The 25849-nt window shown below is 71.4% G+C and carries 24 protein-coding genes; 14 read left to right on the forward strand and 10 right to left on the reverse strand.

Going from position 1 to position 25849, the window contains the following annotated elements:
• Positions 1-28: 28 nt before the first annotated feature.
• Positions 29-226, forward strand: coding sequence for a ferredoxin (locus tag OHU74_RS19090; protein WP_371617033.1), 198 nt, complete (start codon positions 29-31; stop codon positions 224-226).
• On the forward strand, positions 223-1494 hold the full coding sequence (locus OHU74_RS19095; protein WP_371617034.1) for an NAD(P)/FAD-dependent oxidoreductase: 1272 nt from the start codon (positions 223-225) through the stop codon (positions 1492-1494). The genes OHU74_RS19090 and OHU74_RS19095 overlap by 4 nt, the downstream gene beginning before the upstream one ends.
• Here OHU74_RS19095 and OHU74_RS19100 read toward each other — a convergent pair.
• Together OHU74_RS19100 and OHU74_RS19105 are read right to left on the reverse strand one after the other, a co-directional pair.
• Positions 1463-2074, reverse strand: a complete 612-nt coding sequence (locus OHU74_RS19100; RefSeq protein WP_371617035.1) for a pyridoxamine 5'-phosphate oxidase family protein — start codon at positions 2072-2074, stop codon at positions 1463-1465. The genes OHU74_RS19095 and OHU74_RS19100 overlap by 32 nt on opposite strands.
• Before the next feature lie 16 nt (positions 2075-2090).
• Positions 2091-3485, reverse strand: a complete 1395-nt coding sequence (locus OHU74_RS19105; RefSeq protein WP_371617036.1) for a vanadium-dependent haloperoxidase — start codon at positions 3483-3485, stop codon at positions 2091-2093.
• Positions 3486-3741: 256 nt separating this feature from the next.
• On the opposite strand from OHU74_RS19105, the gene OHU74_RS19110 reads away from it, so the two are divergent.
• Positions 3742-4257: a cupin domain-containing protein gene (locus tag OHU74_RS19110; protein WP_371617037.1), complete on the forward strand. Its 516-nt coding sequence runs from the start codon at positions 3742-3744 to the stop codon at positions 4255-4257.
• Positions 4258-4381: 124 nt separating this feature from the next.
• On the opposite strand, the gene OHU74_RS19115 is transcribed toward OHU74_RS19110, so the two are convergent.
• Positions 4382-5314, reverse strand: a complete 933-nt coding sequence (locus tag OHU74_RS19115) for a LysR family transcriptional regulator (protein ID WP_371617038.1) — start codon at positions 5312-5314, stop codon at positions 4382-4384.
• A 328-nt stretch (positions 5315-5642) separates the two neighbouring features.
• On the opposite strand from OHU74_RS19115, the gene OHU74_RS19120 reads away from it, so the two are divergent.
• From OHU74_RS19120 to OHU74_RS19145, 6 genes are all read left to right on the forward strand, one after another.
• Positions 5643-6053, forward strand: coding sequence for a cupin domain-containing protein (locus OHU74_RS19120; protein WP_371617039.1), 411 nt, complete (start codon positions 5643-5645; stop codon positions 6051-6053).
• Between the two features lie 68 nt (positions 6054-6121).
• On the forward strand, positions 6122-6661 hold the full coding sequence (locus tag OHU74_RS19125; RefSeq protein ID WP_371617040.1) for a cobalamin B12-binding domain-containing protein: 540 nt from the start codon (positions 6122-6124) through the stop codon (positions 6659-6661).
• Positions 6658-7980, forward strand: coding sequence for a methylaspartate mutase (locus tag OHU74_RS19130; protein ID WP_371617041.1), 1323 nt, complete (start codon positions 6658-6660; stop codon positions 7978-7980). Before OHU74_RS19125 ends, OHU74_RS19130 begins: the two co-directional genes overlap by 4 nt.
• Positions 7977-9848 carry an FAD/NAD(P)-binding protein gene (locus tag OHU74_RS19135; protein WP_371617042.1) on the forward strand — a complete coding sequence of 624 codons (1872 nt, stop codon included), beginning with the start codon at positions 7977-7979 and terminating at the stop codon, positions 9846-9848. The genes OHU74_RS19130 and OHU74_RS19135 overlap by 4 nt, the downstream gene beginning before the upstream one ends.
• The gene (locus OHU74_RS19140; RefSeq protein ID WP_371617043.1) at positions 9845-11530 is read left to right on the forward strand and encodes an AMP-binding protein; all 1686 of its coding nucleotides are present in this window, start codon (positions 9845-9847) and stop codon (positions 11528-11530) included. Before OHU74_RS19135 ends, OHU74_RS19140 begins: the two co-directional genes overlap by 4 nt.
• A gap of 179 nt (positions 11531-11709) precedes the next feature.
• A complete protein-coding gene (locus OHU74_RS19145; protein ID WP_371617044.1) occupies positions 11710-13464 on the forward strand; it encodes a helix-turn-helix domain-containing protein in 1755 nt (584 codons plus the stop codon).
• Here the strand turns inward: OHU74_RS19145 and OHU74_RS19150 are convergent.
• Positions 13379-14593, reverse strand: a complete 1215-nt coding sequence (locus tag OHU74_RS19150) for an IS701 family transposase (RefSeq protein ID WP_371617045.1) — start codon at positions 14591-14593, stop codon at positions 13379-13381. The two genes, OHU74_RS19145 and OHU74_RS19150, sit on opposite strands and share 86 nt — an antisense overlap.
• 11 nt (positions 14594-14604) lie before the next feature.
• A complete protein-coding gene (locus OHU74_RS19155) occupies positions 14605-15237 on the reverse strand; it encodes a DUF417 domain-containing protein (RefSeq protein ID WP_371617046.1) in 633 nt (210 codons plus the stop codon).
• 297 nt (positions 15238-15534) lie between these two features.
• On the opposite strand from OHU74_RS19155, the gene OHU74_RS19160 reads away from it, so the two are divergent.
• From OHU74_RS19160 to OHU74_RS19175, 4 genes are all read left to right on the forward strand, one after another.
• Entirely contained in the window at positions 15535-15882 is a 348-nt protein-coding gene (locus OHU74_RS19160; RefSeq protein WP_371617047.1) for a hypothetical protein, read from the forward strand.
• A gap of 400 nt (positions 15883-16282) precedes the next feature.
• Entirely contained in the window at positions 16283-18523 is a 2241-nt protein-coding gene (locus OHU74_RS19165; RefSeq protein ID WP_371617048.1) for an MMPL family transporter, read from the forward strand.
• A gap of 16 nt (positions 18524-18539) precedes the next feature.
• Positions 18540-19721 (forward strand): sensor histidine kinase, encoded by a 1182-nt coding sequence (locus tag OHU74_RS19170; protein ID WP_371617049.1) that lies wholly within the window; start codon positions 18540-18542, stop codon positions 19719-19721.
• Between the two features lie 119 nt (positions 19722-19840).
• Entirely contained in the window at positions 19841-20446 is a 606-nt protein-coding gene (locus OHU74_RS19175) for a response regulator (protein WP_371619731.1), read from the forward strand.
• On the opposite strand, the gene OHU74_RS19180 is transcribed toward OHU74_RS19175, so the two are convergent.
• On the reverse strand, positions 20413-20886 hold the full coding sequence (locus OHU74_RS19180; RefSeq protein WP_371617050.1) for a MerR family transcriptional regulator: 474 nt from the start codon (positions 20884-20886) through the stop codon (positions 20413-20415). The two genes, OHU74_RS19175 and OHU74_RS19180, sit on opposite strands and share 34 nt — an antisense overlap.
• A gap of 112 nt (positions 20887-20998) precedes the next feature.
• Here OHU74_RS19180 and OHU74_RS19185 point away from each other — a divergent pair, with 112 nt between their 5' ends.
• Positions 20999-21838 (forward strand): oxidoreductase, encoded by an 840-nt coding sequence (locus tag OHU74_RS19185; RefSeq protein ID WP_371617051.1) that lies wholly within the window; start codon positions 20999-21001, stop codon positions 21836-21838.
• A 37-nt stretch (positions 21839-21875) separates the two neighbouring features.
• On the opposite strand, the gene OHU74_RS19190 is transcribed toward OHU74_RS19185, so the two are convergent.
• From OHU74_RS19190 to OHU74_RS19205, 4 genes are all read right to left on the reverse strand, one after another.
• Positions 21876-22184, reverse strand: coding sequence for a hypothetical protein (locus OHU74_RS19190; RefSeq protein WP_371617052.1), 309 nt, complete (start codon positions 22182-22184; stop codon positions 21876-21878).
• A 356-nt stretch (positions 22185-22540) separates the two neighbouring features.
• Positions 22541-23149: a hypothetical protein gene (locus OHU74_RS19195; RefSeq protein ID WP_371617053.1), complete on the reverse strand. Its 609-nt coding sequence runs from the start codon at positions 23147-23149 to the stop codon at positions 22541-22543.
• A complete protein-coding gene (locus OHU74_RS19200; protein WP_371617054.1) occupies positions 23146-24642 on the reverse strand; it encodes a hypothetical protein in 1497 nt (498 codons plus the stop codon). The genes OHU74_RS19195 and OHU74_RS19200 overlap by 4 nt, the downstream gene beginning before the upstream one ends.
• Entirely contained in the window at positions 24639-25049 is a 411-nt protein-coding gene (locus OHU74_RS19205; RefSeq protein ID WP_371617055.1) for a hypothetical protein, read from the reverse strand. Before OHU74_RS19205 ends, OHU74_RS19200 begins: the two co-directional genes overlap by 4 nt.
• Positions 25050-25849: the final 800 nt, after the last annotated feature.

The raw sequence follows: 25849 nt of genomic DNA on the forward strand, positions 1-25849 counted from the left end.
CTGCGGCCGGAAGCACTTAAGGACTCCCATGCGCATCACCGTTGACATGAACCTCTGCGAGAGCCACGGGCAGTGCGTCTTCGCCGCGCCCGACATCTTCTCCTTCGACGAGGAGGACTACCTGGTGTACGAGCCGGCTCAGCCCGACGAGCTGTTCGCGGCGGCGGAGAAGGCGGCCGGGTCCTGCCCGGTACGGGCCATCTCCGTACAGCGGGATGCGTCGTGAGCCGCGATCTGCGCGAGGTCGTGGTCGTCGGTGCCTCGCTCGCCGGACTGCGGGCCGCCGGGGCGCTGCGCGATGCCGGATACGACGGAAGGCTCACGCTCGTCGGCGAAGAGGTCCATCTGCCCTACGACCGGCCCCCGCTGTCCAAGGCGCTGCGCGTCGACGATCTTCCGCTGCCCGACGACGGGCTGCGGGCCGAATGGCGGCTCGGCCGTCGGGCCGTCGGGCTCGACAGCCGGCGCCGCGTTCTCACCCTCGACGACGGGCACACCCTGCGGTACGACGGCCTGGTGATCACCACCGGGGCTGCCGCCCGAGGCTGGCCCGACCCTCATGTCACCCTGCCCGCCGGGGTGTTCACCCTCCGCGGCAAGGACGACACGGAGGCGCTGCGGGAGGCCCTGGGCGCGGCCCGCAGCGTGGTGGTGGTCGGCGCGGGCTTCCTCGGCGGTGAGGTGGCCGCCGCCGCTCGGGCCCTGGGGCTCGAGGTGACCTTGGTGGAGGCAGCCGGGCAGCCACTGGAGCGGGCGGTCGGGGAGCGCGTCGGCGCCTACATCGGCCGGCTGCACCAGGAGGCCGGGATCACACTGCGTACCGGCCGGACCGTGACCGCCTTCCACGGCGGGGAACGGCTGACGGGGGTCACCCTCTCCGACGGCACCGGGATCGCCGCCGATGTGGCCGTACTGGCGCTCGGCGCCGTGCCGGCCACCGGCTGGCTGGAGGGCTCCGGGCTGTGGCTCGACGACGGGGTGCGGTGCGACGCGGCCCTGCGGGCCCTGCGCACCGACGGCTCTCCCGTGGGCTCGGTGGTGGCCGCCGGTGACGTGGTGCGCTGGCCGCATCCGCTGGCGGACGGCGAACCCGTCGCCCTCGGCCACTGGACCAACGCGGTCGATCAGGCGGTCGTGGCGGCGGGTACCCTGCTCGCTCCCGAGCGGCCCCTGCCCTTCGACGGGCTGCCGTCGTTCTGGTCCGATCTGCACGGGGTGAAGATCCGATCGGTGGGCCTGCCCGGCCTCGCCGACGAGGTGCGCGTCATCGAACTGGACCTGCCGGGACGGACGCTGGAGGCCTGCTACCTGCGCAAGGGCAGGCTGGTGGGCGCCCTCACCGTCAACCGGGTGAGGCGCCTTGCCGGCTACCGCGCGCAGCTGCGCGCGGATCTCTCTGCGGGTCTTCCCGCCGGTCTCTCTGCGGGTCCTTCCGCCGGGCTCCCCGCCGAGCGCTCCCCGCTCACCGGGGACGCCGTGCCAGCTCTGCCTTGAGCTCGGCGTTCTCCCGGACGAGGTCCGCCATCGCCGCCCGTACGGTTTCCCGGTCGAAGCGCGGCACCAGGTGCTGGCTGCAGTTCCAGTCGAAGGCCTCGACGGAGATGACCACGATCCGCTCGACCTCCCCCGGGTACTCCTCGTCCCGTACCGCGGCCAGGAGTTCGGGATCCGCCCCGGCCGGCACGGCCCGGGCCCGGCCGAAGAGCTTCAGCCGGGCCCGGTTCTGGTAATCCATCAGGAAGAGGGCGATCCGGTCGTTGTGGTCCAGATTCCCCGTGGTGATGTACTGCTTGTTCCCGCGGTAGTCGGCGAACGCGACGGTGTCCGGGCCGAGGACCCGCAGGAAACCCCTGGGCCCCCCGCGGTGCTGGATGTACGGCCAGCCGGTCTCGCTGACGCTGGCCAGGTAGACGCTGTCCCGCTCGGCGATGAACTGGGCCTCGTCGGGGCCGAGCCGGTCCGCCACGCACGGTCCCGCCGCTGCCATCCGGTCGTATCCGCGTGCACTGCCGTGTGCGGACTGGTGGCGCCGGACCGTGTCGGTGAAGGCGATCTGTGCGTAGCGGCTGGTCATGTCGGCTCCAATTGGCTTACTGGTTGAAGGTGTTGGCGGATACGTAGCCGGCCACCTGGTAGCCGAGCTTGAGGGCCGCGTCGTTGTCCCAGCGGAAGTGGACGCCCGCGTACAGGCGGCTGTCGGCCTTCTCCTGGGCGGCCTGGCTGAAGCTCGTGAAGCTGCGCTTCACGCCGACGGCCAGCGGGTCGTCCGTACCGCCGGTGAAGGCGATGTCGTCACGCCCGTAGAAGCTCTGCATGGCACCGGCCCAGGCGCCGACGATTCCGGAGTGGCCGGAGACGTAGGACGGGAAGGCGGGCGAGAAGGAGTTGCCGTTGACGTCCTGCGAGAGCGGGCGCCAGTTGGGGTCGGCCACGGTCTTGTCGTTGCCGTCCGTGTCGGCCAGGTTGATGGCGCTCTCGGGGCGCCACAGGTCCCAGTTCGAGTCGAACTTGGAGTCCCACACCGCGATCGAGGCGTCCGCCAGCGAGATGGAGACCAGCGCGAACAGCTTGGCGCTGCGGGTGGAGTCCACGTACCTCTGACCGGACTCGTAGACCGTGATGGTGTGGTCGTACTCCTGACCGACGGGCTTGTACGTGCCGTTGAGGTCATTGGCCCAGTAGTGCGCGATCTGGGTCTGATCGGCGGTCCGCTCGGTGGAGTTCTTGCCGCCGATCCGCTTCACCTCGTCGATGCCCTTGGCGTACTCGTCGCTGGCGAGGAAGTCCTTGGCGTTGGTGTAACCGAGGATGCCGGTCGGCCGGAACTGCGAACCGGAGGTGAGGCTGAAGGGCTTCACCTTGCCCCAGTTGGGGGTACCGGGCGTGGCGGCGCTGCCCGGAGTGGCGCGCCAGTGGCCGGGCTCGTCGACCCCGACGTACGGAGTGACGTCGTCCGAGCCGTCGCCCACGCGGGCCGCGACGATGGCGTTCGCGGTCTTGGTGCCGATCGAACGGCCCAGCTCACGCTCCCACGTCGATCCGCCGACCTCCTGTGCGACCGCCTGCTTGTACTTCTCGTCGAAGTTCTGCTTGGGGAAGGCGCCCTTGAGCGCGGTGTACGCGGCCTGGTCGATGGCGCTCTCCAGAGCGCCCTGGATTCCCCGGCCTTCCGTCACCTGGGTCAGGTACGGCTTGCCGGTCGGGCGGATGGAGTTGACCGCGTCGTAGATGGCGATGTTGGTGATGGCGCCGCCGCGGCTGATCGGGCCGGGGGTGCCGCCGGCCTGCCGGAAGGCATCGAGCAGCACCCGGTTCCAGTAGACGACGTGGTCGATGCGGTAGCCGGCGGAGTACTCCGCGGAGGATTCGGCTTCGGAGAGCGCTGCCGCCGACTGGGGTACCAGGGTGGCGGCGAGGCCGCCGACCACCAGTGAGAGGGCGGCCGCACGGAAACCCGTACGCCGGAAAGTAATGGAGGAATTCATTCCCGTTTCTCCTGGTCATTCTGCTCTGCAGTCGGGAGAACCTCCCCCGGCGGGGAGAAATTTATAAGCCGACGGCGACCCCGGTGTGTGCGCATGCCGATTTCCGGTATCGGATTGCCCGATGGCCGCTGATGGGGCCCGGTATCGAATCTTCCGCTTCCAGTTCCCCGAAATCACCAATGAAGCGGAGGGGTCTCCTCTCCTAGGATTTCAAATGTCGAGGAAATTCGACGTGATCCCCAGGAAGGTCATCTCCATGAAAATCAACGCACTGCGCACCCGGGGCTCCAAGGCCGTCATCGCGACGCTGGCCGTCGCGGCGCTGGGCACTGGTGTCGGCTTCGCCAACGCCAGCCCGGGTCACCAGATCACCGCGAAGACGATCGCCGACGGCAAGTTCGTTTCGCCCCAGAGCTTCTACCAGCGCGACCTCGAGCACGTCGTCGAGCAGACGCTGTCCATCGAGCCCGGTGGCAACACCGGCTGGCACGTACACCCCGGCATCGTCTTCCTGACGGTCACCAAGGGTGAGATCACCCGGTACAGCGCGGACGGCAACCGCGAGGTGTTCAAGGCCGGCCAGTCGTTCATCAAGACCGGGAACCTGCCGCTGGACGGCATCAACGAGGGCTCCGTACCCAACGAGCTCCAGCTGACCTACGTCCTGCCCAAGGACGCCCCGCTGCGCTACGAGCGCGAGGCCCCCCGCGGCTGGAAGTACCCGCAGGCGGCCCTCGACGCCAAGGCCGCGTGGGACGCCAAGCAGCACTGACCGCGCCCCAGTGACCGGACCGGCCCGCGCCTTCCCCCTCGCGGGCCGGTCCCTCACCAGCGGTTGAGCGCCGCCCCTGGACCCCCGGTTCCCCGCGGGTCCAGGGGCGGCGGCTCTTTGCCGCTCAGCAGGCGGCCGCCACCTCCGCACCGGAGACCGGGCCCGCGGGACGGCGTCCCTGCCCCAGCCGGCGGGCGAGTTCCAGGAGCGCGGAGACGGCCGGCGGCTGCCAGGAGGTCTCCGACCAGACCATCCGGACGGTCGGGCGCAGCTTCGGCAGCAGGTCGAGGACCTGGACGTCGCCCGCCGCGATCTCCCTGGCCACCGCCTGCTCGGGCAGCATCGCCACGAACGGGCCGTTGCGCATCAGCTCCAGGACCCCGCCGACCGAGCCGACCGCCATGGCGTCCAAGTGCACGTCGTAGCGGCTCTCCAGCGCGTTGCGCAGCGCGTCCTGCGAGGCGCAGGTGGGGTCGACCTGGAGGATCCGCGCGCTGGACAGCCCCACGAGCTCGCCGCCGGGCCCCACCAGGCCGGGGCTGGCGACGCAGACCACGTCGATGTGGTGCAGGTCCTCCGTGGCGAGCCCCGACAGCTGCCGCCGCCCCGAATCCCCGGGCAGCGCGAGCACCAGGCCGACGTCCAGCTTCCCCGCCGCCACCTCCTCCACGATGCGTCCCGAGTCCATGCTCACCGGAGCGACCTCGACCCGCGGGTAGCGGTAGCGGCACTCCCAGATCAGCCGGGTGGCGTCCTGGTCGATGAGGAACGCGGCGGCCCCCACCGACACCCGGCCCTGGACCTCCCCCTCGGCCGCCAGCTCGCCCGTCAGCTCGTCGATCACCGACAGCACCCGTGCGGCGTGCCGGTGGAAGATCACTCCCGCCTCGGTGAGCCGGACCCCGTGCGGCAGCCGCTGGAACAGCACGGCCCCCGCCTGCGCCTCCAGGGCCCGGATGTGCGAGGTGACCGTGGACTGGGAGTAGCCGAGCCGTCGGCCCGCCCTGGTGATGCTGTCCGCCCGGGAGACCTCCCAGAACGTACGCAGTTGATACATCGCGAAATCCACCCGTGACTCCGTTCTCGGCGCGGGTGCGCCCCCACTCCGATGATCGGCGACCGGCGGTGGACTCCCAGAGGTCCGCCATTACTTCGTCACCTCGGGGCCTCGCGGCCCCCGGTCCGCCGCTTCACGCATCCGCCGCTTCACGCATCCGCCGTCCGGCGCCTTCGGTGACATTCGGATGAATAGCTCCCACCGCCTCCTGATACCTGCTATCGGGAAGGTGCGCGATCGGATGCTATTCCCCGTTCCTAGAGTTTTCACCATGACCGGCGTCAAGAATTCTGGCGCCGTGACACCCCAGCGGCCGGAACGGACTTACATGACTGACATAGAGCTCATCAAGAATGTCTTCCGCAGTGGTTTCGAACTGACCGACATCACGTGGTCGACCTGGGCCGAGCCGGGTCGGGACGGAGTGGAGCACCACATCCTGTGGGCGCCCGACGAGAGCGTGCAGGAGGACTCGGTCGGACTGCTCCTGCGCTTTCCGCCGGGCGCGCACGGCGACTTCCACGAGCACCTGGGCTACGAGCTCATGCTCGTCCTCGACGGGCAGCTGGACCACAGCGACGGCGATTCCTATCTCAAGGGCGACCTGATCGTCGAGGGGCCCAGCACCCAGCACCAGATGTCCAGCGCGACCGGGTGCACGGTGCTCGCGATCCGGACCAAGCCCGCCTCGGTCCGCACTCCGCAGAAGCCGATCCGCAAGGTCGGCGCGGCAGCCTGAGCCAACGCCCGGGGATCAGCCCCATGGGCCTCAACCAACCCTCACCACACGATGATTGAGAGAGTTCCATGTCTTCGCTCACCACGGTCGGGAGCGCGTTCCCGGCCGCCGGAACCAGCTCGTCAGGCCGGCGCATCCTGGTGTCGAGCGTGTCGTCCGACTCCCACACCTGGAACCTGGTCTTCCTTCAGCTGCTGCTCGAGGAGATGGGCCACGAAGTCGTCAACCTCGGCTCCTGCGTGCCCGACGAGCTGCTGATCGACGAGTGCCGCCGCCATCGCCCGGACATGGTGGTGATCAGCAGCGTCAACGGCCACGGCCACCTCGACGGGCGCCGGCTGATCGGTCGGCTGCGCGGTGAGCCCGACCTGGCGGACCTCTCAGTCGTCATCGGGGGCAAGCTCGGCATCAAGGGCGCGGAGAACGGCGCCTACGGTCCGGAGCTGATGGCCGCCGGGTTCGACGCGGTCTTCGAGGACTCGGCCGGCATCGCGCCGTTCCGCCGTTTCCTCGAAGGCGCGGGAACCGCCCGTGCGGTGGCCCCCCACCACCAGGTCGTCTCCGGCCGCCCGCTGGCGGCACGTGCCGTCGCCGGGAGCGCCGCATGACCGGCCTCGTGGCGAGCCGCCCGTCCCGGCCGCTCGCGCAGCGCCGCGCCACCGCGCCCTTCGGCGCGGCGGTGGCTGCCGCGGCGGCGCGGGGGCAGCTGGTCGTGCAGCCCAGGATGGGCATGCCGAGGGTGCCCGACATGCTCGCCGGGCTACGGGCGGTCCGCGCGGCCGACGCCACCGCCGTCGGCACCATCACCCTGGACAGCTACACCCGCGTCGGCGACCACGATTCCGCGCGCAAGGCTCTGAGGGACGGCTCCGACCTCAACGGCTTCCCCATCGTGGCGCACGGCGCCGACGTCACCCGCGCGATGCTCGCCGATGTGGACGCTCCGGACTTCGCGATCCAGGTGCGGCACGGCTCACCGCTGCCGATCGGCATCGTCGAGGCCCTGCTCGACGCCGGCCTGGACGCGACCGAGGGTGGACCGGTGTCGTACTGCCTCCCCTACAGCCGTACCCCGCTGAGGGAGGCCGTGGACGCGTGGGCGCGCTCGTGCGAACTGCTTGCCGAGCGGGTCGAGGGCGCTCATCTGGAGAGCTTCGGCGGCTGCATGCTCGGGCAGCTGTGCCCGCCCAGCCTGCTCGTGGCGATCTCCGTGCTCGAAGGGATCTTCTTCAAGCAGCACGGTCTGCGCAGCGTCTCGCTCAGTTACGCACAGGGAACCAGCTTCCAGCAGGACTCGGACGCCATCGCCGCGCTGCGGGCGCTGGCGCGGGAGTACCTCGGCGGTGTCCAGTGGCACGTCGTCCTCTACTCCTACATGGGGGTGTTTCCGCGTACCGAGGCGGGCGCCCTCGCGCTGCTGCGCAGCAGCGCGGTCCTGGCGGCCGCCACCGGCACCGAGCGGATGATCGTGAAGACGCCGGCGGAGGCCCACCGCATCCCCACCGTCGCGGACAACATCCTGGCGCTGGAGGAGGCGGCGCTCGCCGCCGACGGCATCGCCCCGGACGCCGCCGCCTCCCTCACCGGCAACCCGGTGCTCGCCGAGGCCAGGCTGTTGGTCGACGCGGTCCTCGAACTCGACGAGGACATGGGACAGGCGCTGCTGAAGGCCTTCGCGCGCGGCTACCTCGACGTGCCGTTCTGTCTGCACGCCGACAACGCCCAGCGCAGCCGCAGCTACATCGACGCCGCCGGTGAACTCCAGTGGCTGTCCACCGGATCCATGCCCATCGCATCGTCCGCTCCGACCGCGTCGGCGCGGCTCGGCGCGGAGGACTTCCTCGGGATGCTCTCGCACGTCCAGCGATCCTTCGACCTCGCCGCGCTGGACGCACCACCCCTCTCTCGCACGAAGGAGCTGCTGTGACCGAGGCCACAGTTGATCAGCTGGACCGCCCCTCGCTGACCCTGGCCGTCATCGGCACCGGGCCGCGCGGCATCTCCGTCCTGGAGCGGCTCGCCGCCCGGCTCGCCGCCGGCGAGCTGCCCGACCGGCAGGTGACGATCTACGCGATCGACGAGACCGAGGTGGGCGCGGGCCGGATCTGGCGCACCGATCAGGACGACTGGTTCACCATGAACACCGTCGTCGGCCAGGTGACCATGTACTCCGGCACCCCGGACGGCGGTCCCTCCCGACCCGGTGCGGGCCCGTCGCTCGGCGAGTGGATAGACGACCGGCACACGCTGTACGGCGAGCCGCTGCTCGGCCCGGACGACTACGCCTCGCGGTTGCGCTACGGCCAGTACCTGCGCGCCGTGTACGAGTCGGTGGTCGCCTACCTGCCCGAGCGGGCCACCATCGTGCCGCTGCACACCCGGGTCCGGGAGCTTTCACCGCGCGACGGCGGCGGCTACGTCCTGAACCTGGACGCGGCCCCGTACCTCGTCGAGGCGGACAAGGTGCTGCTCGCCACCGGTCACCCGTTCAACGAACCGGACGCCCACGAAAGGGATCTGCTCGACTTCACCGAGAGCTACCCGGGGGCCCGGTACTTCGTCGGCGACTCGGCCGCCGACATGGGCCTCGCGTCCGTGCCCTCCGATGCGACGGTGGCCATCCGGGGACTCGGGCTCTCGTTCTACGACGTGATGCTCAGCCTGACGGTGGGCCGCGGCGGCACCTTCACCACCGAGAACGGCAGCCTCCGCTACGTCGCCAGCGGGCGCGAACCGAAGATCGTCGCCGGATCCCGCAGCGGTCTGCCGATCCCGGCACGCGGCCGCAACCAGAAGCGCCCCGACCACACCCACAAGCCCCGCATCCTCACCTCGGAGGCGGTCTCCGAGGCACGCCGACGGCGGATCGAGGCGGGCGGCACGGGCCGGCTGCGGTTCGCCGAGGACGTACTGCCGCTGCTCCTGGACGAGGTGCGGCATGTCTACCGCGCCACGCACGAGGGCAACGGCGGCGGAGAGCTGCCCCCGCTGGATCTGCGGGCACTGGCCCGGCCCTTCCTGGGCCGCAGTTTCGGCTCGCCCGTAGAGTTCCGGACCCACCTCCTCCAGCTCATGCGGGCCGACCTCGGCCAAGCCGAACTCGGCAATGCCGACGGGCCGCTGAAGGCCGCACTGGACGTGCTGCGGGACATCCGCAACGTGGTGCGCGAGGCCGTCGACTTCGGCGGGCTGCTGCCGGACTCGTACCGGGGTGAGTTCCAACGGGACTTCCTTCCGGTCAACTCCCTCCTCTCGGCCGGGCCTCCGGCCGAGCGGGTCGAGCAGCTGGTGGCGCTGATCGAGGCGGGCAGGGTCGAAGTGGTGGGCCCTGCCACCGAGTTCGTCCCCGACGAGGGCTGCGGGCGGTTCCGGGTCGGCTCGCCCCAGGTGGCCGGCTCCGAACGGTTCGCGGATGTCCTGGTCGACGCCCGCATCCCCACGCCCGATCTGCACCGGGACACCTCTGCGCTGATGCGCGGGCTGATCGCGGACGGGCTGGTCAACGAATACGTGCTGAGCGACCGGATCGCCGGCGGTTCGTTCGCCACGGGCGGCGTCTGGGTCACCCCCGCGCCCTTCCACGTGATCGGTGCGGACGGTGCGCCCCGCGAGGACCTGTACGCCCTGGGCATCCCGACCGAGCACACCCGCTGGTTCACCCAGGTCGGCAGCGGAAAGCCCGGCCTCAACACGCTGTTCAAGCGGGACGCGGACGCCATCGCGCGCGACATGCTGCGCCTGCGCACCGCAACGGACGAGCAGCGTCCGGCCATCCAGACGGCGGGCCGCCCGTGACCGGCCGGAACCCGGCCGCGACGGCCGCGTTCCGGGAGGCCCGCGACGTCCTGCTGACCTACCGCACCGATCTGGAAGGCGCGCGACGGGAGTTCCGCTGGCCGGACCTCGACCACTTCAACTGGGCGCTCGACTGGTTCGACGTCCTCGCCGAGGAGACCGACGCCCCCGCGCTGCTCCTCGCCGGGGAGGACGGGGACCTGCCCGTCGGCTACCGGGAGCTGTCGCGCCGCTCCTCCCAAGTGGCGTGCTGGCTGCGCGAGGTGGGTGTGCGCAGGGGCGACCGGTTGCTGCTGGCGCTGAGCGGCGGGCTGCCGCTGTACGAGACGCTCCTCGCCGGCATCAAACTCGGCGCGGTCATCGTCCCCACCTATGCGACCGCGACCCCCGACGACCTCGCCGACCGGATCGAACGGGCCGGGGTGCGCCATGTGGTGACCGAGTCCGCCCTCACCGAACGGTTCGAGAAGGTGGGCGGCGAGTGGACCCGGATCTGCGTCGGGCCCGAGGTGTCCGGCTGGATCCCGTACGACGACTCGTACCTCGTCGGCGAGGAGTTCACTCCGGACGGTCCGACCCGGGCCGGCGACCCGCTCTTCATCTACTTCACCTCGGGCACCACCTCCCGCCCGAAGATGGTGCTGCACACCCATGCCAGCTACCCGGTGGGACACCTGTCGGGCATGTACTGGAACGGGGTGCAACCCGGCGACCTGCACCTGAACATCTCGGCACCGGGCTGGGCCAAGCACTCCTGGAGCTCGTTCTTCGTGCCCTTCAACGCGGGAGCCACGGTCCTCGTCCAGGGCGCGGGGCAGAGCGACCCGGCGGCCGTCCTGGACCTGCTGCGCACCCGCCCCGTCACCTCGTTCTGCGCCCCGCCGACCGTCTGGCGGGCCCTGCTCGCCCACGGCCTCGGCCCGAAGCCCCCGCGGCTGCGCGAGGCGACCTGCGCGGGGGAGCCGTTGGAGACCTCCCTGATCGCGCGGATCCGGGAAGCCTGGGGCGTTTGGCTGCGCGACGGGTACGGCCAGACCGAAACCACCGCGCAGCTCGGTCACCCGCCGGGGGTGCAGCCGCAGCCCGGCGTCATGGGACGGCCGATGCCCGGGTACGAGATCGCGGTGCTCGACCCGGGGAGTGCCCGGCCCGTCGCCCCGGGCTCCACCGGTGAGCTGTGCGTACGCCTCGCTCCGGGCCCGCTCGGGGTGATGGACGGCTACCTGGACGACCCGGACCGTACCGTCAAGGCGTTCGCGGACGGGCACTACCACACCGGGGACCTGGTGCAGCTGGGCATGGACGGCTCCCTGCGGTACGCGGGCCGGGACGACGACATGTTCAAGTCCTTCGACCACCGCATCTCTCCGCTGGAACTGGAGAGGGTGCTGCACGGACACCCGGCTGTGGCACAGGTCGCCGTGGTGCCGGTGCCCGACCCGGTGGGGCTGTGGATCCCGAAGGCCTTCATCGTGCCGACGGGGGCAGCCGCGACCGGGGACGGCTTCCCGGACGAACTGTTCGATCTCGTACGCCGTGAACTCCCGCCCGAGAAGTGGGTGCGGGCCCTGGAGTTCGCGCCCCGGCTGCCGGTCACGGTGTCCGGGAAGATCCGCCGGGCCGAGCTGCGGGAACTGGGCTCGCTCGGCGGCACCGAGTTCCGCATGGCTGTCATGCCCTGACCGGCCGTGCGGCAGGAGGAGGGAGGGCTGGAGGCGGAAGCCCCCGGCCCTCCCTCCTCGCATTCCCGCTGCTCCGAAGGCAGTTGAACGCCACGGCCGCGCTCTCAACAAAAAGTTGACGCCCCTGATCAGGAAACCTACCTTCAGCTCCGGGGCGCGACTTCTTGATCGGGGGCGAAGTGGCAGCGAGCGATGACGAAAGACGGCCCGTGCTGTCGCGGGCGCAGACGGCGATACTGGCGGACACCGTACGGGACCTGACCCTCCCGTACTCCTTGGCCGCCCTTCTGGAGATCATCTGCCGCCGGGTTCGGGAGACGCTCGAACTCGCGGTCGTGTACGTCGCACTGCGCGGCGAGGAGTGCGAAGACGAGGCCGTGCACGTGCGTGCCCTGGACGGCGAGTCGGCGACCTTGACGGTCGGGCTCCGCCTCGCGGGCAACCATGAGCCCCCCGCACGGGGGCTCGGCCTCCCGGCCCCGCTGTGGACCGCCGACTACCTCGCCGACGGCAACATCGCCCACGCGTCGGCCATCGACGCCGTGGTGCGGGCCGAGGGGCTGCGGGCGGCCATTGCGGTACCGCTCGGCGACGGGGACCGCCCGCCCGGGGTACTGTGCGGCGCCGCACCGCAGCGCCGTGAGTTCACCCCCGGCCAGGTCACCCTGATCCGGGCCCTGGGCAATCTCGCGGCCGTGGCAGTGGAACGGGCACGGAGCATCCGTGCCGTGCGCACCCTGGCCGAGACCGGCCGCCACGCGGCGCTGCAGAACCGGCTGACCACCGTGCTGCTCAACGGTGCGACCACGGCCGAATTCACCGAGGCCGCCGCCGGCGAACTGGGCGGCACCTTGCAGCTCCTCGACCCGGAGGGCCGGCTCATCGCGGCCGCCCGCGCCCACGCGGTGACATCGGGGCCGGATCCGGAGCTCGTGGCACGGGCCGCCGCCGAGGCGCATGCCGGCAACGTGCCCGTCCCGTTCCCCGACGGCGGCTGGGTGGCACCGATACGAGCGGGCGAGCGGAGCCTGGGCGCCCTGGTGCTGCACACGGTGGAGCCGGGCGCCGGAGCACTCCTGGTGACGGCCGCGCGCGCCTTCGCCCTGCTGATGATGCCGCGCCGGGGCACGGTCGCCGTGCGCGGCCCGGCCGGTGACGAACTGCTGGAGGACCTGGTCGCCGACCCGCCTTGGCCGCCGGACGAACTGGCCGAGCGGGGACGGGCTCTGGGGGTGGATCTGCACCGGCCGCACGTCGTCGTGGTCGCCCGCCCCGAGGGGGGCCCGCAGGGCCGGGCGGTGGTCTGGGCCTCTTCCTACGTACGCCGTCTGCAGGGGCTCAAACTGATGGACGGGGGCCGGATCGTCCTGCTGGTGCCCGGCGACGATCCGAACGCCGCGGCCCGGCGGGTCTGCGCCGAACTCACCAACGTACTGGGGCATCCGGTCACCGCGGGATCGGCGGGGCCGGTCACGGACCCGGCCCGGGTACGCGCCGCGCATCTGGAGGCGGTGCGGTGCCTGGAGACAGTGACCGCCCTTGGCGGCAAAGGCGCCGCTGCATCCGCCCACGACCTCGGATTCCTGAGCGTGCTGCTTGCCGAGGACCAGGACATCGACGGCTTCATCGGCTCGGTGCTCGGCCCGGTCATGGACAGCGACGGGGAGAGGTCCACCAGTCTGGTCCGGACCCTCGATGCGCTCTTCGAGGCGGGTGGCAGCCGGAACCTCGCGGCGGAGGCCCTCCACGTCCACCCCAACACCGTCTCGCGGCGCCTGGAACGCATCGCCCAACTGCTGGGCCCGCAATGGCAGAAGCCTTCGGCTGCCCTGGAAATCCAGTTGGCGCTCAGCATGTTGCGCACACGCCGCATGCTGTGCAGCGATCGGTCCGGGTCAGCACCGCCGCCGCGTGGGCCAGCGAAGCCAGTGTGATGTGACGGTGCCAGCCCTGGTACGAGCGCCCCTCGAACTCGCGCAGGCCCACCTCCCCGCCGATGCGGTCGCTGTCCGCGCTCACTCGGCGGGTCAGCCTCGTCAGCCGCAGCAGCATGCCCGCGGGAGCGGCCAGGCCGGTGAGCCAGAGCGCGGCGGGCGGGCCGTCCGGGGTGGTCCACTCACCGAGCAGCATCAGCGGCCGGGACGGCGAGAGGCCGGGCAGCGTCACACCGACCGTCACCACCGGCGTGGTGTGCCGTTTGCCCCGGCCGTCCGCCGGATCGGACCACCGGGCGGGAGTACGGAGCCGCCGGGCGGCGTTGAGTATCTGCTCGGCGGGCACCGGCCGGCGGCCGGAGCCCGACATCGCCGGGTCCGCGACGGCAAGGAGTTCCGTGGGGCGAATCCTGACGATGAAGGGCACCTGCGCGGCCGAGAACCGGTCCACCGCGACGGCCGGTCCGGTGAGGCGGCAGTCGAGGATCACCGGCCGAGGGGACAGCCCCCATTGCCGCGCGTGCTGCAGGGCGGTGGCCACCGCACACGCCTCGATGCTCTCCTGGCTGATCTCCGCCGGGATCTCGGCCCGGGACCGGCGGTCGTCGTCGCTCAGCCAGGCGCCCGGCAGGTACAGCCGCCAGTCGACGGGCACGCTGAGGTTCTCATTGGCGAACCACAGCCCGAACGCCATCTGATTGTTGACGACCTGTCCGAACTGCGGCACGAACCGTCGGTCGACCCCGACCGAGTGCACCCCCGCTTTGGGGATCGGCATCGGCTCGACCACCCAGGCCCGGGGCGCGCTGACCCGGTCCAGGTAGCCGGCGAGCGCCTCGCGCACCGGCATCCAGTCCCAAGTGGAGCTCGCGACGAAATGGTGCAGGCCCTGTTCGAAGGCGGAGTCGTTGCCGCCCGCGGACGCGATGTTGCGGATCGTCTTGCGGCCGTGAGCGGTCAGCAGCCCCTGCACGTACTGCAGCCCCTTGGCGCGCTGGTCACTGCGACGCAGCGAGTCCAGGGCGAGGGTTCCCAGCTCGGACAGGACATCGCCACAGCATGCGGCCGACGGGCGGGTCGGGGAGAACGGATCCGGGGAGCAATCGCGGGCGAGGGTGCGGGTGTGCATAACAGCCAGCCTCACCCTTCGGCTGACCGGGCGGGAGGTACAGCAGCCACACTCCTCAGGCGATTGGTGGTGGCTGGTCTACCATCCCCCCACAACTGGCCGCCGATACCCTCCGGAGCCACGGATTCCCCCCATGGCGGGTTCGCGCCGCCGAGGCCCTGCGCCTCCCGGAGCCCGTGCCGTTTGGCTGCCCCGGCCGCGGCCGCCGACAGGCAACCCGCCACGAGCACCAGGTTCTTGAGGATGTACTGCCCCTCCAGAGAAGGAACGAACGGATGCCGCCACACCTCTCCGGGCAGGATGGCGAGCGTGGAGAAGACGCCGGCCATGTGGACCAGGAAGACCGTCAGGGTCAGGCGGGGGTACGCCCCGAGGATCAGCCCGAGACCGACCAGCACCTCCATGGTGGCCAGCGCCGGCCGGCAGATGTCCGGCGATATGAAGTGGAAGGTCATCGTGGTCATGGCGCGCAGCGCGACCCCTTCCGCCGGGCTCAGGGCCGGGAAGAACTTCAGCACGCCGAACCAGACGTACAGCAGTCCCACGCTCACGCGCAGGATCACGGCCTCATGGCGCCGGTAGAACGCGGCCAGACGTCCCGACAGGCTCCCGGAGGGTTTGCGGACAGTGGTGCTGCGTCTCATCGAGGCGCCTCGCTTCGGGTAGGTGAGGAAATCCCCGGGACGGCGCTGTCGGCCGGGTCCTGGTGAGGGTGTTTGCCTGGCAGCACGTCGCGCGTACCCGTCGGGCCCTCGTATCCGTCGGGCCGAGGCCGCCTGCACGGCGAGACGGCGTTGCGTGCCCCGCAACGGACGCTACGGCGACATCGCGCCCTGTCACCGGCCGCTTCACTGATGGGCCCCATCGGGAGGTCCGATGACCGCAGGGGCGGCGCCGGGCCGGTGCGCGTGACGGTGCACGGCTTAGGGTCGGAGGAGCGAATGGTCAGAACGGCAGGGGGCTGGGGCGTGGGGGAGCGGGATGCCATCGGTGTGCCGGAGGGGGCCGGAATCGCGGTGCGCAATGGGATCTCCGGGGGGTCCTTCGGCACGGCCGTCCAGGCCGGGACGATCCACGGCGGCCTGCACGTCCACCACCAGCCGCCCCCGCGCGTGGTGCCCAGGCAACTCCCTCCCGTCCCAGCGCATTTCACCAACCGCACCGAGGAGACCGGCCTCCTCGACGAAGCATGGGACGGGCGGGTGGAGGGCGCCCCGGCGCTGGTGCTGCTCAGCGGCCCCGGTGGCGCGGGCAAGACGACCTGGCCGAGTCCGCGGCGCTCCAGCTGATCGGGATGTCCGCGCGCGGCCTGGGCCGGTTCGACGAGGCGATCGAGACCCTGACGCAGGCGGCGGAGCTCGACCACCGGACGGGACCGCCTCCGCAGGGCCCGCGACTTCTTCACCGAGGCGGGCGTACCGAACCTGCGCCCGGTCCAGGAGTCCCTGCGCCGCGTGGAGGGACCGGAGGCCCCGGACCACCCGTAGGGGCACACGGCTCCGGACCGCCGCCCCGTCCGACGCGCTCCCCCATACTCCCGGGGGAGTACGGGGAGCTCCGGGACGCCCGGGGGAGTAGGGGTGATCTCCTGCGTCGGCCTGAGGGAACGGGGCCTCGGGGACGGGACGCTGGATGCAACCGGGCGGGCCATCGGGGCCACCGGGCCGAGTCCATGCGGAGGGGCCCGAGATGGGGCAGGCAGAGCAGGCGGGGCAGGCAGCAAGAACGGCGCGCGCAGCGCGAACGGGCGGACGCCGCAAGGCGGTTCCCTGGGGAGTGCTGGCGCTGTGGGTGATCGTGATCGCCGTCGCCGGGTCGTTCGCGGGCGGGCTGGCGGACGTACAGCGCGACCGGACGGCGGACTACCTGCCGTCGGGCGCCGACTCGACGCAGGTGGCCAGGCTCCAGGAGGAGCTGCCCGGGGGCGAGGCGACCAGCGTGCTGCTCGTCTACCACCGCGACGGCGGGCTGACCGCCGCCGACCGGGACACCGCCGAACGGCAGGTCGCGGCGGTCACGGTCCCGGCGGGTACAACCGATACCGGGTCCGGGTACGAGGCCGGGTCCGGGTCCGCCAAGTCCCCCGCCCTGCTCGCCACTTCGAAGGACCCCCGGGACTTCGGGGCGACCCTCCGCGGCCCCGGTGTCCCCTCCGCGGACGGCGCCACCCTCATGTACGCGGTGTCCACGGCCGCGCCCGGCACGGACGACGCCGCGAAGAAGGCCTTCGTCGAGGACGTACGGGCCCACGCGCGCGGCAGCGACGGGCTGGACGTGTGGGTCGGCGGCGACAGCGCCGTAGAAGTCGATGCCAAGGAGGTGTTCGGCTCCATCGACGGGACGCTGATGCTGGCGACCGGTCTGGTGGTGGCCCTGCTCCTGATCCTCACCTACCGCAGCCCCGTGCTCTGGCTGGTGCCGCTGCTGGTGGTCGGAGCGGCGGCCGTCTGCGCGCGGGCCGCCGTGTACGGGCTCGCCTCCGGCTTCGGACTCACCGTGACCAGCCAGAGCGCCGGGATCATGACGGTCCTGGTGTTCGGCGCCGGCACCGACTACGCCCTGCTGCTCGTCGCCCGCTACCGCGACGAACTGCGCCGCACGCCGCTCCCGTACGACGCGATGCGCCGCGCGCTGCGCGGTTGCGGGCCGGCCGTGCTGGCCTCCGGCGGGACCGTCGTGGCGGGGCTGGCCTGTCTGCTCGCCGCCGACCTCAACAACATCCGTGGCCTCGGACCGGTCGGAGCGGTGGGCGTGCTGTGCGCGCTGATCGCGATGATGACGCTGCTGCCGGCGGTCCTGGTGCTGCTGGGCCGGCGGGTGTTCTGGCCGCTGATCCCCGCGTACGGCAGTGAACCCAAGCAGCGTGGCGGGCTGAACGTCTTCGCCGCGATGGGGAGTTCGGCGGGCAAGCGGCCGGTGGCGGTGCTCGTGACCGGAGTCGTGCTGCTGGGCGCGCTGGCGCTCGGCGTGTTCGCCCTGCCCGGGGCACTCAAACGGGAGGACAGCTTCACCAGCAAGCCCGAGTCGATCGCCGCCATGGGAACGCTGGCCGAGGCCTTCCCGGACCGCAGCAGCCGGCCCATCGAGGTCATGGCGCCCACCGGAGCCGCCGACCGGATCCTGGCCGGAGCCAGGTCCGTCGAGGGAGTCGCGGGCGCCGAGCGGGGCCGCAGCGGAGGCGGCTGGACCGAGATCGCCGTCACCGCCGAATCCGCACCGGAGTCCGCGGGGGAGAGCGCCACCATCGGACGGCTGCGGACCGCACTCGACGGAGCGCACATGGGCGCTGAGAGCGCCGCGCACGTGGGCGGTGCGAGCGCCCAGCAGCTCGACCTGGCCGCCACCAACGCCCACGACCGCCTGATCGTCATCCCGCTCGTGCTCCTCGCGGTGCTGCTCGTCCTCACCCTGCTGCTGCGCAGCCTGGTGGCCCCGCTGCTCCTGGTCGCCGCCGTGGTCCTGGTGTGGGGCGCGGCGCTGGGCATCGGCGGACTGGTCTTCGGCCCGCTGTTCGGCTTCACCGGGGTCGACCCGGGGCTGCCGCTGCTGACCTTCGTCTTCCTGGTCGCCCTCGGCGTCGACTACGGCATCTTCCTGATGCACCGCACCCGCGAGGAGACCCGGCGCGGCGCCGAGCCGAGGCAGGCCGCGCTGACCGCGCTGCGCACCACCGGCGGGGTGATCGCCTCGGCCGGGATCGTCCTGGCGGCGACCTTCGCGGTGCTCGCCTCGCTGCCGCTGGTGATGTTCGTGGAGATGGGCACGGTCGTCGCGGTCGGGGTGATCCTGGACACCTTCCTCGTCCGTACGTACCTGGTCACCAGCGCCAGTGTGCTGCTGGGCCACCGGGTGTGGTGGCCGGGCCGCCCCTCCGGCGCCCCGGCCCCCGTTGCCGCCCCCACCCCCACACTGGTCGGCGACCGGCGATGAGAGCGACGATGTCCCGGTGCCAGAAGTGACCGACCCCCCGAGCGCGGCCGCGCGCGTCCTGCGCGTACTGCACCAGGACCCCCTGGCGGCCGCGCACCCGACGCGGAACGACGCGGTGATCGCGGCCGGCCTCGGAATCCTCGCCGCGGCCATGGCGTACGCCGACACCGCCCTGCGGCCGGACGCACTGGGCTGGGCGCTGCTCGCCTGCTGCGCCCTGCTCCTGGCATGGCGGCGGCGCCACCCGCTCGGGGTGCTGGTCGCGGTCGTCGCCTGCATCGCCCCGTACCAACTGCTCGACAACGCCCACGCCGCCCCCGTGCCGATCGGCATGCTCGCCCTGTACACCGTGGCCGCCACCGGCACCGTCCGCCGGACGGTGACGGCCGGCACGTGCGTCGTGGGCTTCGCGGTGACCGCCATGTCGTCCAACGGCGTCCACCGCGCCCTGGACGTACTGCGCACCTCCGGCTGGCTGGTGGCGGCCCTCGTGCTCGGCGTCGCCGTGCGCAACTACCGCAGGTACCTGGCCGAGGAGCGCGCCCGGGCCGGACAGGACGCCGACCGCAAGATCGCGGAGGAGCGGCTGCGCATCGCCCGCGACCTGCACGACCTGCTGGCCCACAGCATCACCCTGATCGGCGTCCGCACCTCGGTCGCCGCCCATGTCCTCGCCGTCGACCCGGACCGGCTCGACCGGGCGGCGATCGCCGAGGCGCTGGACTCCATCGCCGACACCTGCCGCGAGGCCCGCGCGGAGCTCCGTACCACCCTGACCGTGCTCCGCGCCGACGAGCGCGGGCCGCTGCCGGACCTCGCGGGGCTGCCCGATCTGGTCCGCGCGGCCGGGGCGGAGCTGACCCTGGACACCGACGGGGTCCATGTCCCGCCGGCGGTGGGGGCCGCCGCCTACCGCATCGTCCAGGAGTCGCTGACCAACGCGGTCCGCCACGCGGGTCCTGGCGCCACGGTCCGGGTCCGAGTGGCGGCGGCGGACGGCTCCCTCCGCATCACCGTCGGCGACGACGGCCGGGGCCCGGGAGCGGACTCCACCGCTCCGGGTTTCGGCATCGTCGGCATGGGCGAGCGGGCCCGCAGCGTGGGCGGCACCGTACGGACGGGCCCCCGCTCCGGCGGCGGCTTCGAAGTCACGGCAGCCCTGCCGCTCCCACCCCGTTCCCCGGAGGCATCCGCATGACCACGCCACCGCCCGCCGGGCACGACCCCGCGATCCCCGCGATCCCCGCGATCCCCACCGTCCCCCTCATCCGGGTCCTCATCGCCGACGACCAGACCCTCGTACGGGCGGCCTTCGCGATGCTCATCGAATCGGCTCCCGACATGGAGGTCGTCGGACAGGCGGGCAACGGGCGCGAAGCCTTCGACCTCGCCCACTCCGAGCGGGCCGACGTGGTCGTCATGGACATCAGGATGCCGGGCACCGACGGCATCGAGGCGACCCGGCTCATCGCCTCCGCCGAAGACCTGGCCGGGGTGAAGGTCCTGGTCCTGACGACGTACGACACCGACGAGAACGTGGTCGAAGCGCTGCGGTCCGGGGCCTCCGGCTTCCTCGTGAAGGACACCAGGCCGGCCGAACTCCTGGCCGCCATCCGTACGGTGGCCGGCGGGGAGTCCCTCCTCTCCCCGGGCCCGACGGCCCGGCTGATCGCCCGGGTCCTGCGCACCCCCGGCTCCGCCCCGGCCCCCGCCGTCCTCGACCCGCTCTCCGCGCGGGAACGGGAGGTCCTCACCCTCGTGGCCCGGGGCCTCAACAACACCGAGATCGCCGACGCGCTGGCCCTGAGCCCCCTCACGGCGAAGACCCATGTGAGCCGGATCATGGGAAAGCTGGCGATCCGCGACCGTGCTCAACTCGTCATCGCGGCCTACGAGTCGGGGCTCGTCGTTCCGGGGGACTGAGCGCGAAGACGGACGATCGGCGGGTCGGCCCGGGGCTTTGCCGGGCGGGACGGGTTCCAGAGCTGGTCGGCTTCACCGCGGGCGACGTGGTCCTCGTAGATCCGCACCTTGTGCCGCATCACGTCCAGGGTGTCCTGCAGTTCGCGGATCTGCGCCTCCACGTGGCTTTCGTGTCGGCGCAGCAGCTGAAGGCGCTCGTGTTCGTTGCCCGGGCCCTCCTGGGCCAGTTCGACGTACTGCCGGATCATCGCCAGGGGCATGCCGGAGGAGCGGAGCTTCGTGCAGATGGCCAGCCACTCCAGGTCTTCCTCGTGATAGATCCGGCGGCCGTTGGACAGGCGGCGCACCGGGTTGGCGAACAGGCCCTCCCGCTCGTAGAACCGCAGCGCGTGCACGCTCAGCCCAGTGCGCCGTGCCACCTCACCGATGCTCAGGTCCATGAGCGCCCCTCCCTCACCCAGCTGTTGATCTAGACCCGACTCTAGGTTCTAGCGTCAAGGTGTCGGCCCATCGGGCGCACCGGCCCATCGGCCCATCACAACAGGGGAGAACATGAGCGTTTGGTTTGTCACCGGGGCATCTCGGGGGCTCGGCGCGGAGATAACCCGGGAAGCGCTGGAGCGAGGACACAGCGTGATCGCTACGGCGAGGGACGCGTCAGCGGTGCTCCGGGCCTACCCGCACGAGCCGGACCGACTGCTGGCGGTGGACGCGGACGTGACCGAACCGGAGCAGCTGATGGCTGCGGTGGAGGCCGGCGTGGCGAAGTTCGGCGGGCTCGACATCGTGGTCAACAACGCCGGTTACGGTCTCGTGGGCGCGATCGAGGAGACCTCCGACGAGGCCGTCCGGGCACTGTTCGACGTCAACGTCTTCGGCGTGCTCAACACGTTGCGGGCGACCCTGCCGACGTTGCGCGCCCAGCGCTCCGGACACGTGCTGAACATCGGCTCGGTGGGCGGCTTCGCCACCGCCCCGGCGGTGGGCTTGTACGGGGCTTCGAAGTTCGCCCTCGAAGGCATCTCCGAGGCGCTGCACGGCGAACTGGCCCCGCTCGGTGTCCGCGTCACGATCGTGGAGCCGGGCGGGTTTCGCACCGACTTCCTCAGCAAGCTGAGCATGCAGGTCGAACCGGCCTCCATCGCCGACTACGCGGCCGGCGCGGGCCCGGTGCGCGAGGCACTGGCTGCCAACGACGGCCGCCAGCCGGGCGATCCGGTGAAGGCGGCGAAGGCCGTCGTCGACATCACCGAGGTGCCCGATCCGCCGCTGCGCCTGCAGCTGGGTGCGGACGCGATCGAGCGCGTCGAGGCGAAGCTGGATCTGGTGCGACGTGAACTCGACCAATGGCGCCACGTAGCACTCTCCACCGGAACCGGAGCAGCCGTCTGACGGCGAGACGCGGTCCGCCGTGCGGGCGGCTGGGCCCTCAGCGAGGGGTCGCGACCGCCTGGCGCTGCCGCCGGTGCGTGGCGAAGCCCAGAAGCAGGCAGCCGGCGACGGCGAGGGCTCCGCCGGCCGCCGTGCAGGCGAGCGTGATGCCGGGGGCGGCGTCGGCCAGGCGGGGGACCGCGTTGACGGGGGCGGTGGCGTAGATCAGCAGGAGGGCCCAGCCGCGCGGCCGTACGGGCGTCAGCTTGGCGCGCAGACGGCGAGGTATCCGGTCGGCTGCCATGGCCAGGCCGGCGGGCAGCAGGGTGAGGGAAAAGGCGATCAGGCCGATCCACTGCCATGTCATGGTCTGGCTCCGGGGAGGTGTACGTGCGCTGCCCGCCCGCCCCTGCGGGCTACGGGCGAAAGCGGGGATGGCGGGGGTGGCGGGTCGGCCGCCGGACTGCGGTGCGGCCCAGTGGACTGTACCGACGGCGCGGCGGGCCGGTGCAAGGGGGCGTGCTGACCTACGCCACCTGATCAACCTGCGCCGGGTTGCGCGGCATCGCCTGGAGACCCCACTCCTGCCGGACAGTGGTCAGGAAGGCCTGTTCCGCCTCCCACAACTGCCCGGACCACACACGCCCTTGCTCTGATCCAGCACACCGCGCTCGGCTGGCGGAAGCGGGCCAAGGCGCGGGTGGGAGTCGGCTGGGCATCCGGTCAGCCCGTCGGCTTCGGGATGGGCGCTTCGCTGCTGGCCCAGAGGTAGATGCGGGTGGTGCCGGGCTGGAATTCGTGTGCGTAGACGTTCGCGCACAGCCTGAGGGACTCGCTTTGGGGCGTCTTCGCGTCACGGGGGCAGACGCTGCCCATACGCATGCCTTCGACGAAGGTCTCGGGCTCGGGGAGTCCGAGGTGGGTGAAGCCGTCGCCGCGGGTGTAACCCGGCTTCTCCGGATACCGGTTGCGGGCCATTTCGGAGCCTTCGCTCCGAAGCGGCCGCAACAGCCGGTCCGCCTCGTCGGTCGGGACGGTGAACGCGAGCAACGCGACGTCGTACTGCACGTTGCTGTGGAGCCCGGCCCGCCGATCGGTGGCCGTCTCCGGTACCTGGACCCCCATCGTCCTCGCCGCCCATTCGGGTGTGGCGTTCTCCGCCCAGCAGCACGCCTGCCCGGCCGACTGCCGCAAGCCGTACGTGACGGTCAGGACCGTCCCGAGGAAACCGAGGATGCACAGGCCCGAGAAGATCCAGGCGCCGATGGCCAGGCGCCGCTGCCAGGGCTTTCGCCTTCTGGCACCGGCAGGAGGCGCGGGACGGTGGCTCATCGGTCGACGTCCCCTCCTCCGTCCCGGGCGTGGCGGCCGGGATCACTGCGCTCGCCGGCCCGTCCGGAGGCATCGGGGGCGGGCGGGGCGGCGTCGCTGCCGGGTTCGTAGTGCTTGACCGAACTGCTCCCGGCCATGTTGAACTCCTGGGCCAGGCCGACCTTGTGCTGCCGCCCCATCTCGCCGTCGGGGATGTCCATCGGCCCGATGTTCACGCCCTTGCCCTCGTCCCAGTTGTACCGGTCCCACACGTTGACCTGGTAGTCGAGTCCGACCACCGGTTTGCCGTCGGCGCCCGGCACGACGGTCACCACCCCTGTCACGTTCGACCGGGCGGACCCGACCGCGTAGAACCAGTTCTGGTCGGATGTCTCGGTGAAGGAGTAGTCCTCGCTGATGGTCTCGACGGGTACGGCGACCGGACGGCCACCACTTCGCTCGTACTCCGCCAGCGCCTGCTCCCGCCACGCCTTCTCGTTGTCCTGGAGGAACACCTGGTCCACGTGGCGCTGGAAGCCCTTGTCGTCAGTGAGCATCTTGTCGACCGGGAGCTCCATGGGGGTGCCGGTGTTGTCCAGGTAGTGCTTCATGTTGCGCGAGGCGTCGTTCAGGTCACCCCAGTCGGCGCCGAAGACGAGCGACTGCATCTTCGTCCGGGTGACCCAGTCGTCCCAGTCGGCTCCCTGCGCCCCGTGCTTGCCCGACCCCCGGTCGGCCGCCACCTGTTTGACCGACGGGTTGAACAGTCCGGCGGCGAGCAGGTCGCCCTTGTGCGCGGTCCACAACTGCGCACGGGCGTCAGGGCTGAGCGACTGCCAGAGCCTTCGCAGCTCGGCCTGCTGGGCGGGCTTCGCGTCCTCGCCCAGGGCGGCCAGTTTCATGGCCCGTGGCAGCTGGTCCTGGTCGAGCGAGGTGTACTCGGCGTGACCGGCGTCGTACGGGTCGGCGCCGTGGGAGGCGCGCAGCGCCCGGGTGGCGGCGGCGTCCACTTCGGCCGCATGGCTGACCAGGCCGGTGAGCGTGTCGGCGTACCAGCGCACCATGTCCTGGGTGCGCTGAGAGGGGCCCTTCACCTCGCAGACGGACGGCTCCACACGGACCTTGCCGCCGCCGGCATCCGTCACCAGCAGCCCCGGGTCCGGCTCGGGGCTGCGAGAGGGCGAGCCCTGCCTCGCCTCCTCGGCCAGGTCTCTCGCCTTCTTCTGGATCTCTGCCAGCTCGGCATGCGCGTCGGCGAGCACCGCGTGGATGCTCTTGGCCTCACGCTGGAGGTCGTCGACCTCCTTCGCGGCACTGCGGACGAACTCACGTGTGACGGTGGCGTTGACCCCTTCCCAGCGGGCGGCCTCCGACTTGTTCACGAGGCCGTCGCGCACCGCGCCGTGCAGCTTCGCCAGCTCCTCGGCGGCCGTCCTCCACTCCGTGGCGGACTCGTTCAGCTTGCCCAGGTCGAGGGTGATGAGGTCGGTCCAGGTGAAGGTCGCTCCACTCACTTCACGTACCTCTGTATCTCGGAGACCGACATGGCGGAACCATCGCGGTGGCGCAGGCTGGCAGCGATGGCCTCGTCGTCACGCGCGTGGGCCCGCTTGGAGTAGTCGAGGTGGTTGGAGACGTGCGCATACATCTGCAGCACCGTCTTGACCTGCGAGTCCCACGTGGACAGGGTCACCGAAAGCTCCGCACCCAAGGCCAGGTTCCGGGCCGAGCATTCGGTCCCGGCCCGGCCGGTCGCCCCGGTGCCTGCGATGTCCGACTTCTTGCGCAGTTCGCCGTGAATGACGAACGCCTCGTGCCCGACGGCGCCCAAGTCGTCCTGAGTGACCACCAGGTCGGACGACGAGCCGCTCGTCGCAGCGGCGCTCTGCTTGGCGGCTGCCCATTCCTCGTCGAAAGTCACCGAAGCCCCCCTTGGTATTCGAATCGGAACGGGTAACCCTAACAACCGCTCGAACAAATGACGTTGGGTAAAGCTGGTCGGGCTCGACCGCGATCGTCCTCGACGGATGCCGCTCACCCGGGGTGTCGTAGACCTCGGTGCGGACTGGGGCCGCAGATCTCTCGCTGGGGCTCGACCGTAGTTTGATCCCACCGCTGCGGGACGTATGGCGGGCGAATGGCACGCACGCCCCGAGAGGTCTGGACAACGAAGAAGGCCCAGGTCGCCGACCTGGGCCTTCTTGTAAGAGCGGATGACGGGAATCGAACCCGCGCCATAAGCTTGGGAATCTATGGCGCGGGGTGATCCATATGGCTTCTGACCTGCGAAAACAGCCTGGCGAATGCGCTATCGGGAGAGTCCGCCCGTACCCGTATTGACCGCTGTTCACCGCCCCGAAGGGCATGCGCGGGGCACGGACCTTCCCACGCTGCGTGAAGATCGCTTCGTCGAGAGGAGCGCGTCGGCTGAACGCATCGTGCCTCGCTCCCTGTGGCGCGGCGACGGTGACGCAACGGCCCCGGCGCATTCACACGCCGGGGTCGCCCTTCCGGGCCGCCGCACGTGAGAGTGCAATGACCCACCTATCAGCCTATGCCTGTGGCGCACGTCCGGCATCAGGACCCTTTGCTGCGATGCGGGCCAGGCGGCGCTCCCGTATCGGATGCTTCCGCTCCAGATCCGCTCCGTCGCACTCGGGCGCCCGGCGTGCGATGCCTGCGTCGGATGTGGTGGGTGCGTTCGTACTGCTGCCCGGCGGC

This window comes from Streptomyces sp. NBC_00454, assembly GCF_041434015.1.
In the GTDB taxonomy this organism is placed as follows: Bacteria; Actinomycetota; Actinomycetes; order Streptomycetales; family Streptomycetaceae; genus Streptomyces.

Excerpts from the sequence above, each read along its gene's own strand:
- OHU74_RS19185 (WP_371617051.1), top strand. The coding sequence starts at position 20,999 with ATGAGCGTTTGGTTTGTCACCGGGGCATCTCGGGGGCTCGGCGCGGAG.
- OHU74_RS19155 (WP_371617046.1), bottom strand. The coding sequence starts at position 15,237 with ATGAGACGCAGCACCACTGTCCGCAAACCCTCCGGGAGCCTGTCGGGA.
- OHU74_RS19195 (WP_371617053.1), bottom strand. The coding sequence starts at position 23,149 with ATGAGCCACCGTCCCGCGCCTCCTGCCGGTGCCAGAAGGCGAAAGCCC.
- OHU74_RS19120 (WP_371617039.1), top strand. The coding sequence starts at position 5,643 with ATGACTGACATAGAGCTCATCAAGAATGTCTTCCGCAGTGGTTTCGAA.
- OHU74_RS19150 (WP_371617045.1), bottom strand. The coding sequence starts at position 14,593 with ATGCACACCCGCACCCTCGCCCGCGATTGCTCCCCGGATCCGTTCTCC.
- OHU74_RS19190 (WP_371617052.1), bottom strand. The coding sequence starts at position 22,184 with ATGACATGGCAGTGGATCGGCCTGATCGCCTTTTCCCTCACCCTGCTG.
- OHU74_RS19125 (WP_371617040.1), top strand. The coding sequence starts at position 6,122 with ATGTCTTCGCTCACCACGGTCGGGAGCGCGTTCCCGGCCGCCGGAACC.
- OHU74_RS19180 (WP_371617050.1), bottom strand. The coding sequence starts at position 20,886 with ATGGACCTGAGCATCGGTGAGGTGGCACGGCGCACTGGGCTGAGCGTG.
- OHU74_RS19160 (WP_371617047.1), top strand. The coding sequence starts at position 15,535 with ATGGTCAGAACGGCAGGGGGCTGGGGCGTGGGGGAGCGGGATGCCATC.
- OHU74_RS19115 (WP_371617038.1), bottom strand. The coding sequence starts at position 5,314 with ATGTATCAACTGCGTACGTTCTGGGAGGTCTCCCGGGCGGACAGCATC.
- OHU74_RS19165 (WP_371617048.1), top strand. The coding sequence starts at position 16,283 with ATGGGGCAGGCAGAGCAGGCGGGGCAGGCAGCAAGAACGGCGCGCGCA.
- OHU74_RS19175 (WP_371619731.1), top strand. The coding sequence starts at position 19,841 with ATGCTCATCGAATCGGCTCCCGACATGGAGGTCGTCGGACAGGCGGGC.
- OHU74_RS19110 (WP_371617037.1), top strand. The coding sequence starts at position 3,742 with ATGAAAATCAACGCACTGCGCACCCGGGGCTCCAAGGCCGTCATCGCG.
- OHU74_RS19130 (WP_371617041.1), top strand. The coding sequence starts at position 6,658 with ATGACCGGCCTCGTGGCGAGCCGCCCGTCCCGGCCGCTCGCGCAGCGC.
- OHU74_RS19090 (WP_371617033.1), top strand. The coding sequence starts at position 29 with ATGCGCATCACCGTTGACATGAACCTCTGCGAGAGCCACGGGCAGTGC.
- OHU74_RS19105 (WP_371617036.1), bottom strand. The coding sequence starts at position 3,485 with ATGAATTCCTCCATTACTTTCCGGCGTACGGGTTTCCGTGCGGCCGCC.
- OHU74_RS19100 (WP_371617035.1), bottom strand. The coding sequence starts at position 2,074 with ATGACCAGCCGCTACGCACAGATCGCCTTCACCGACACGGTCCGGCGC.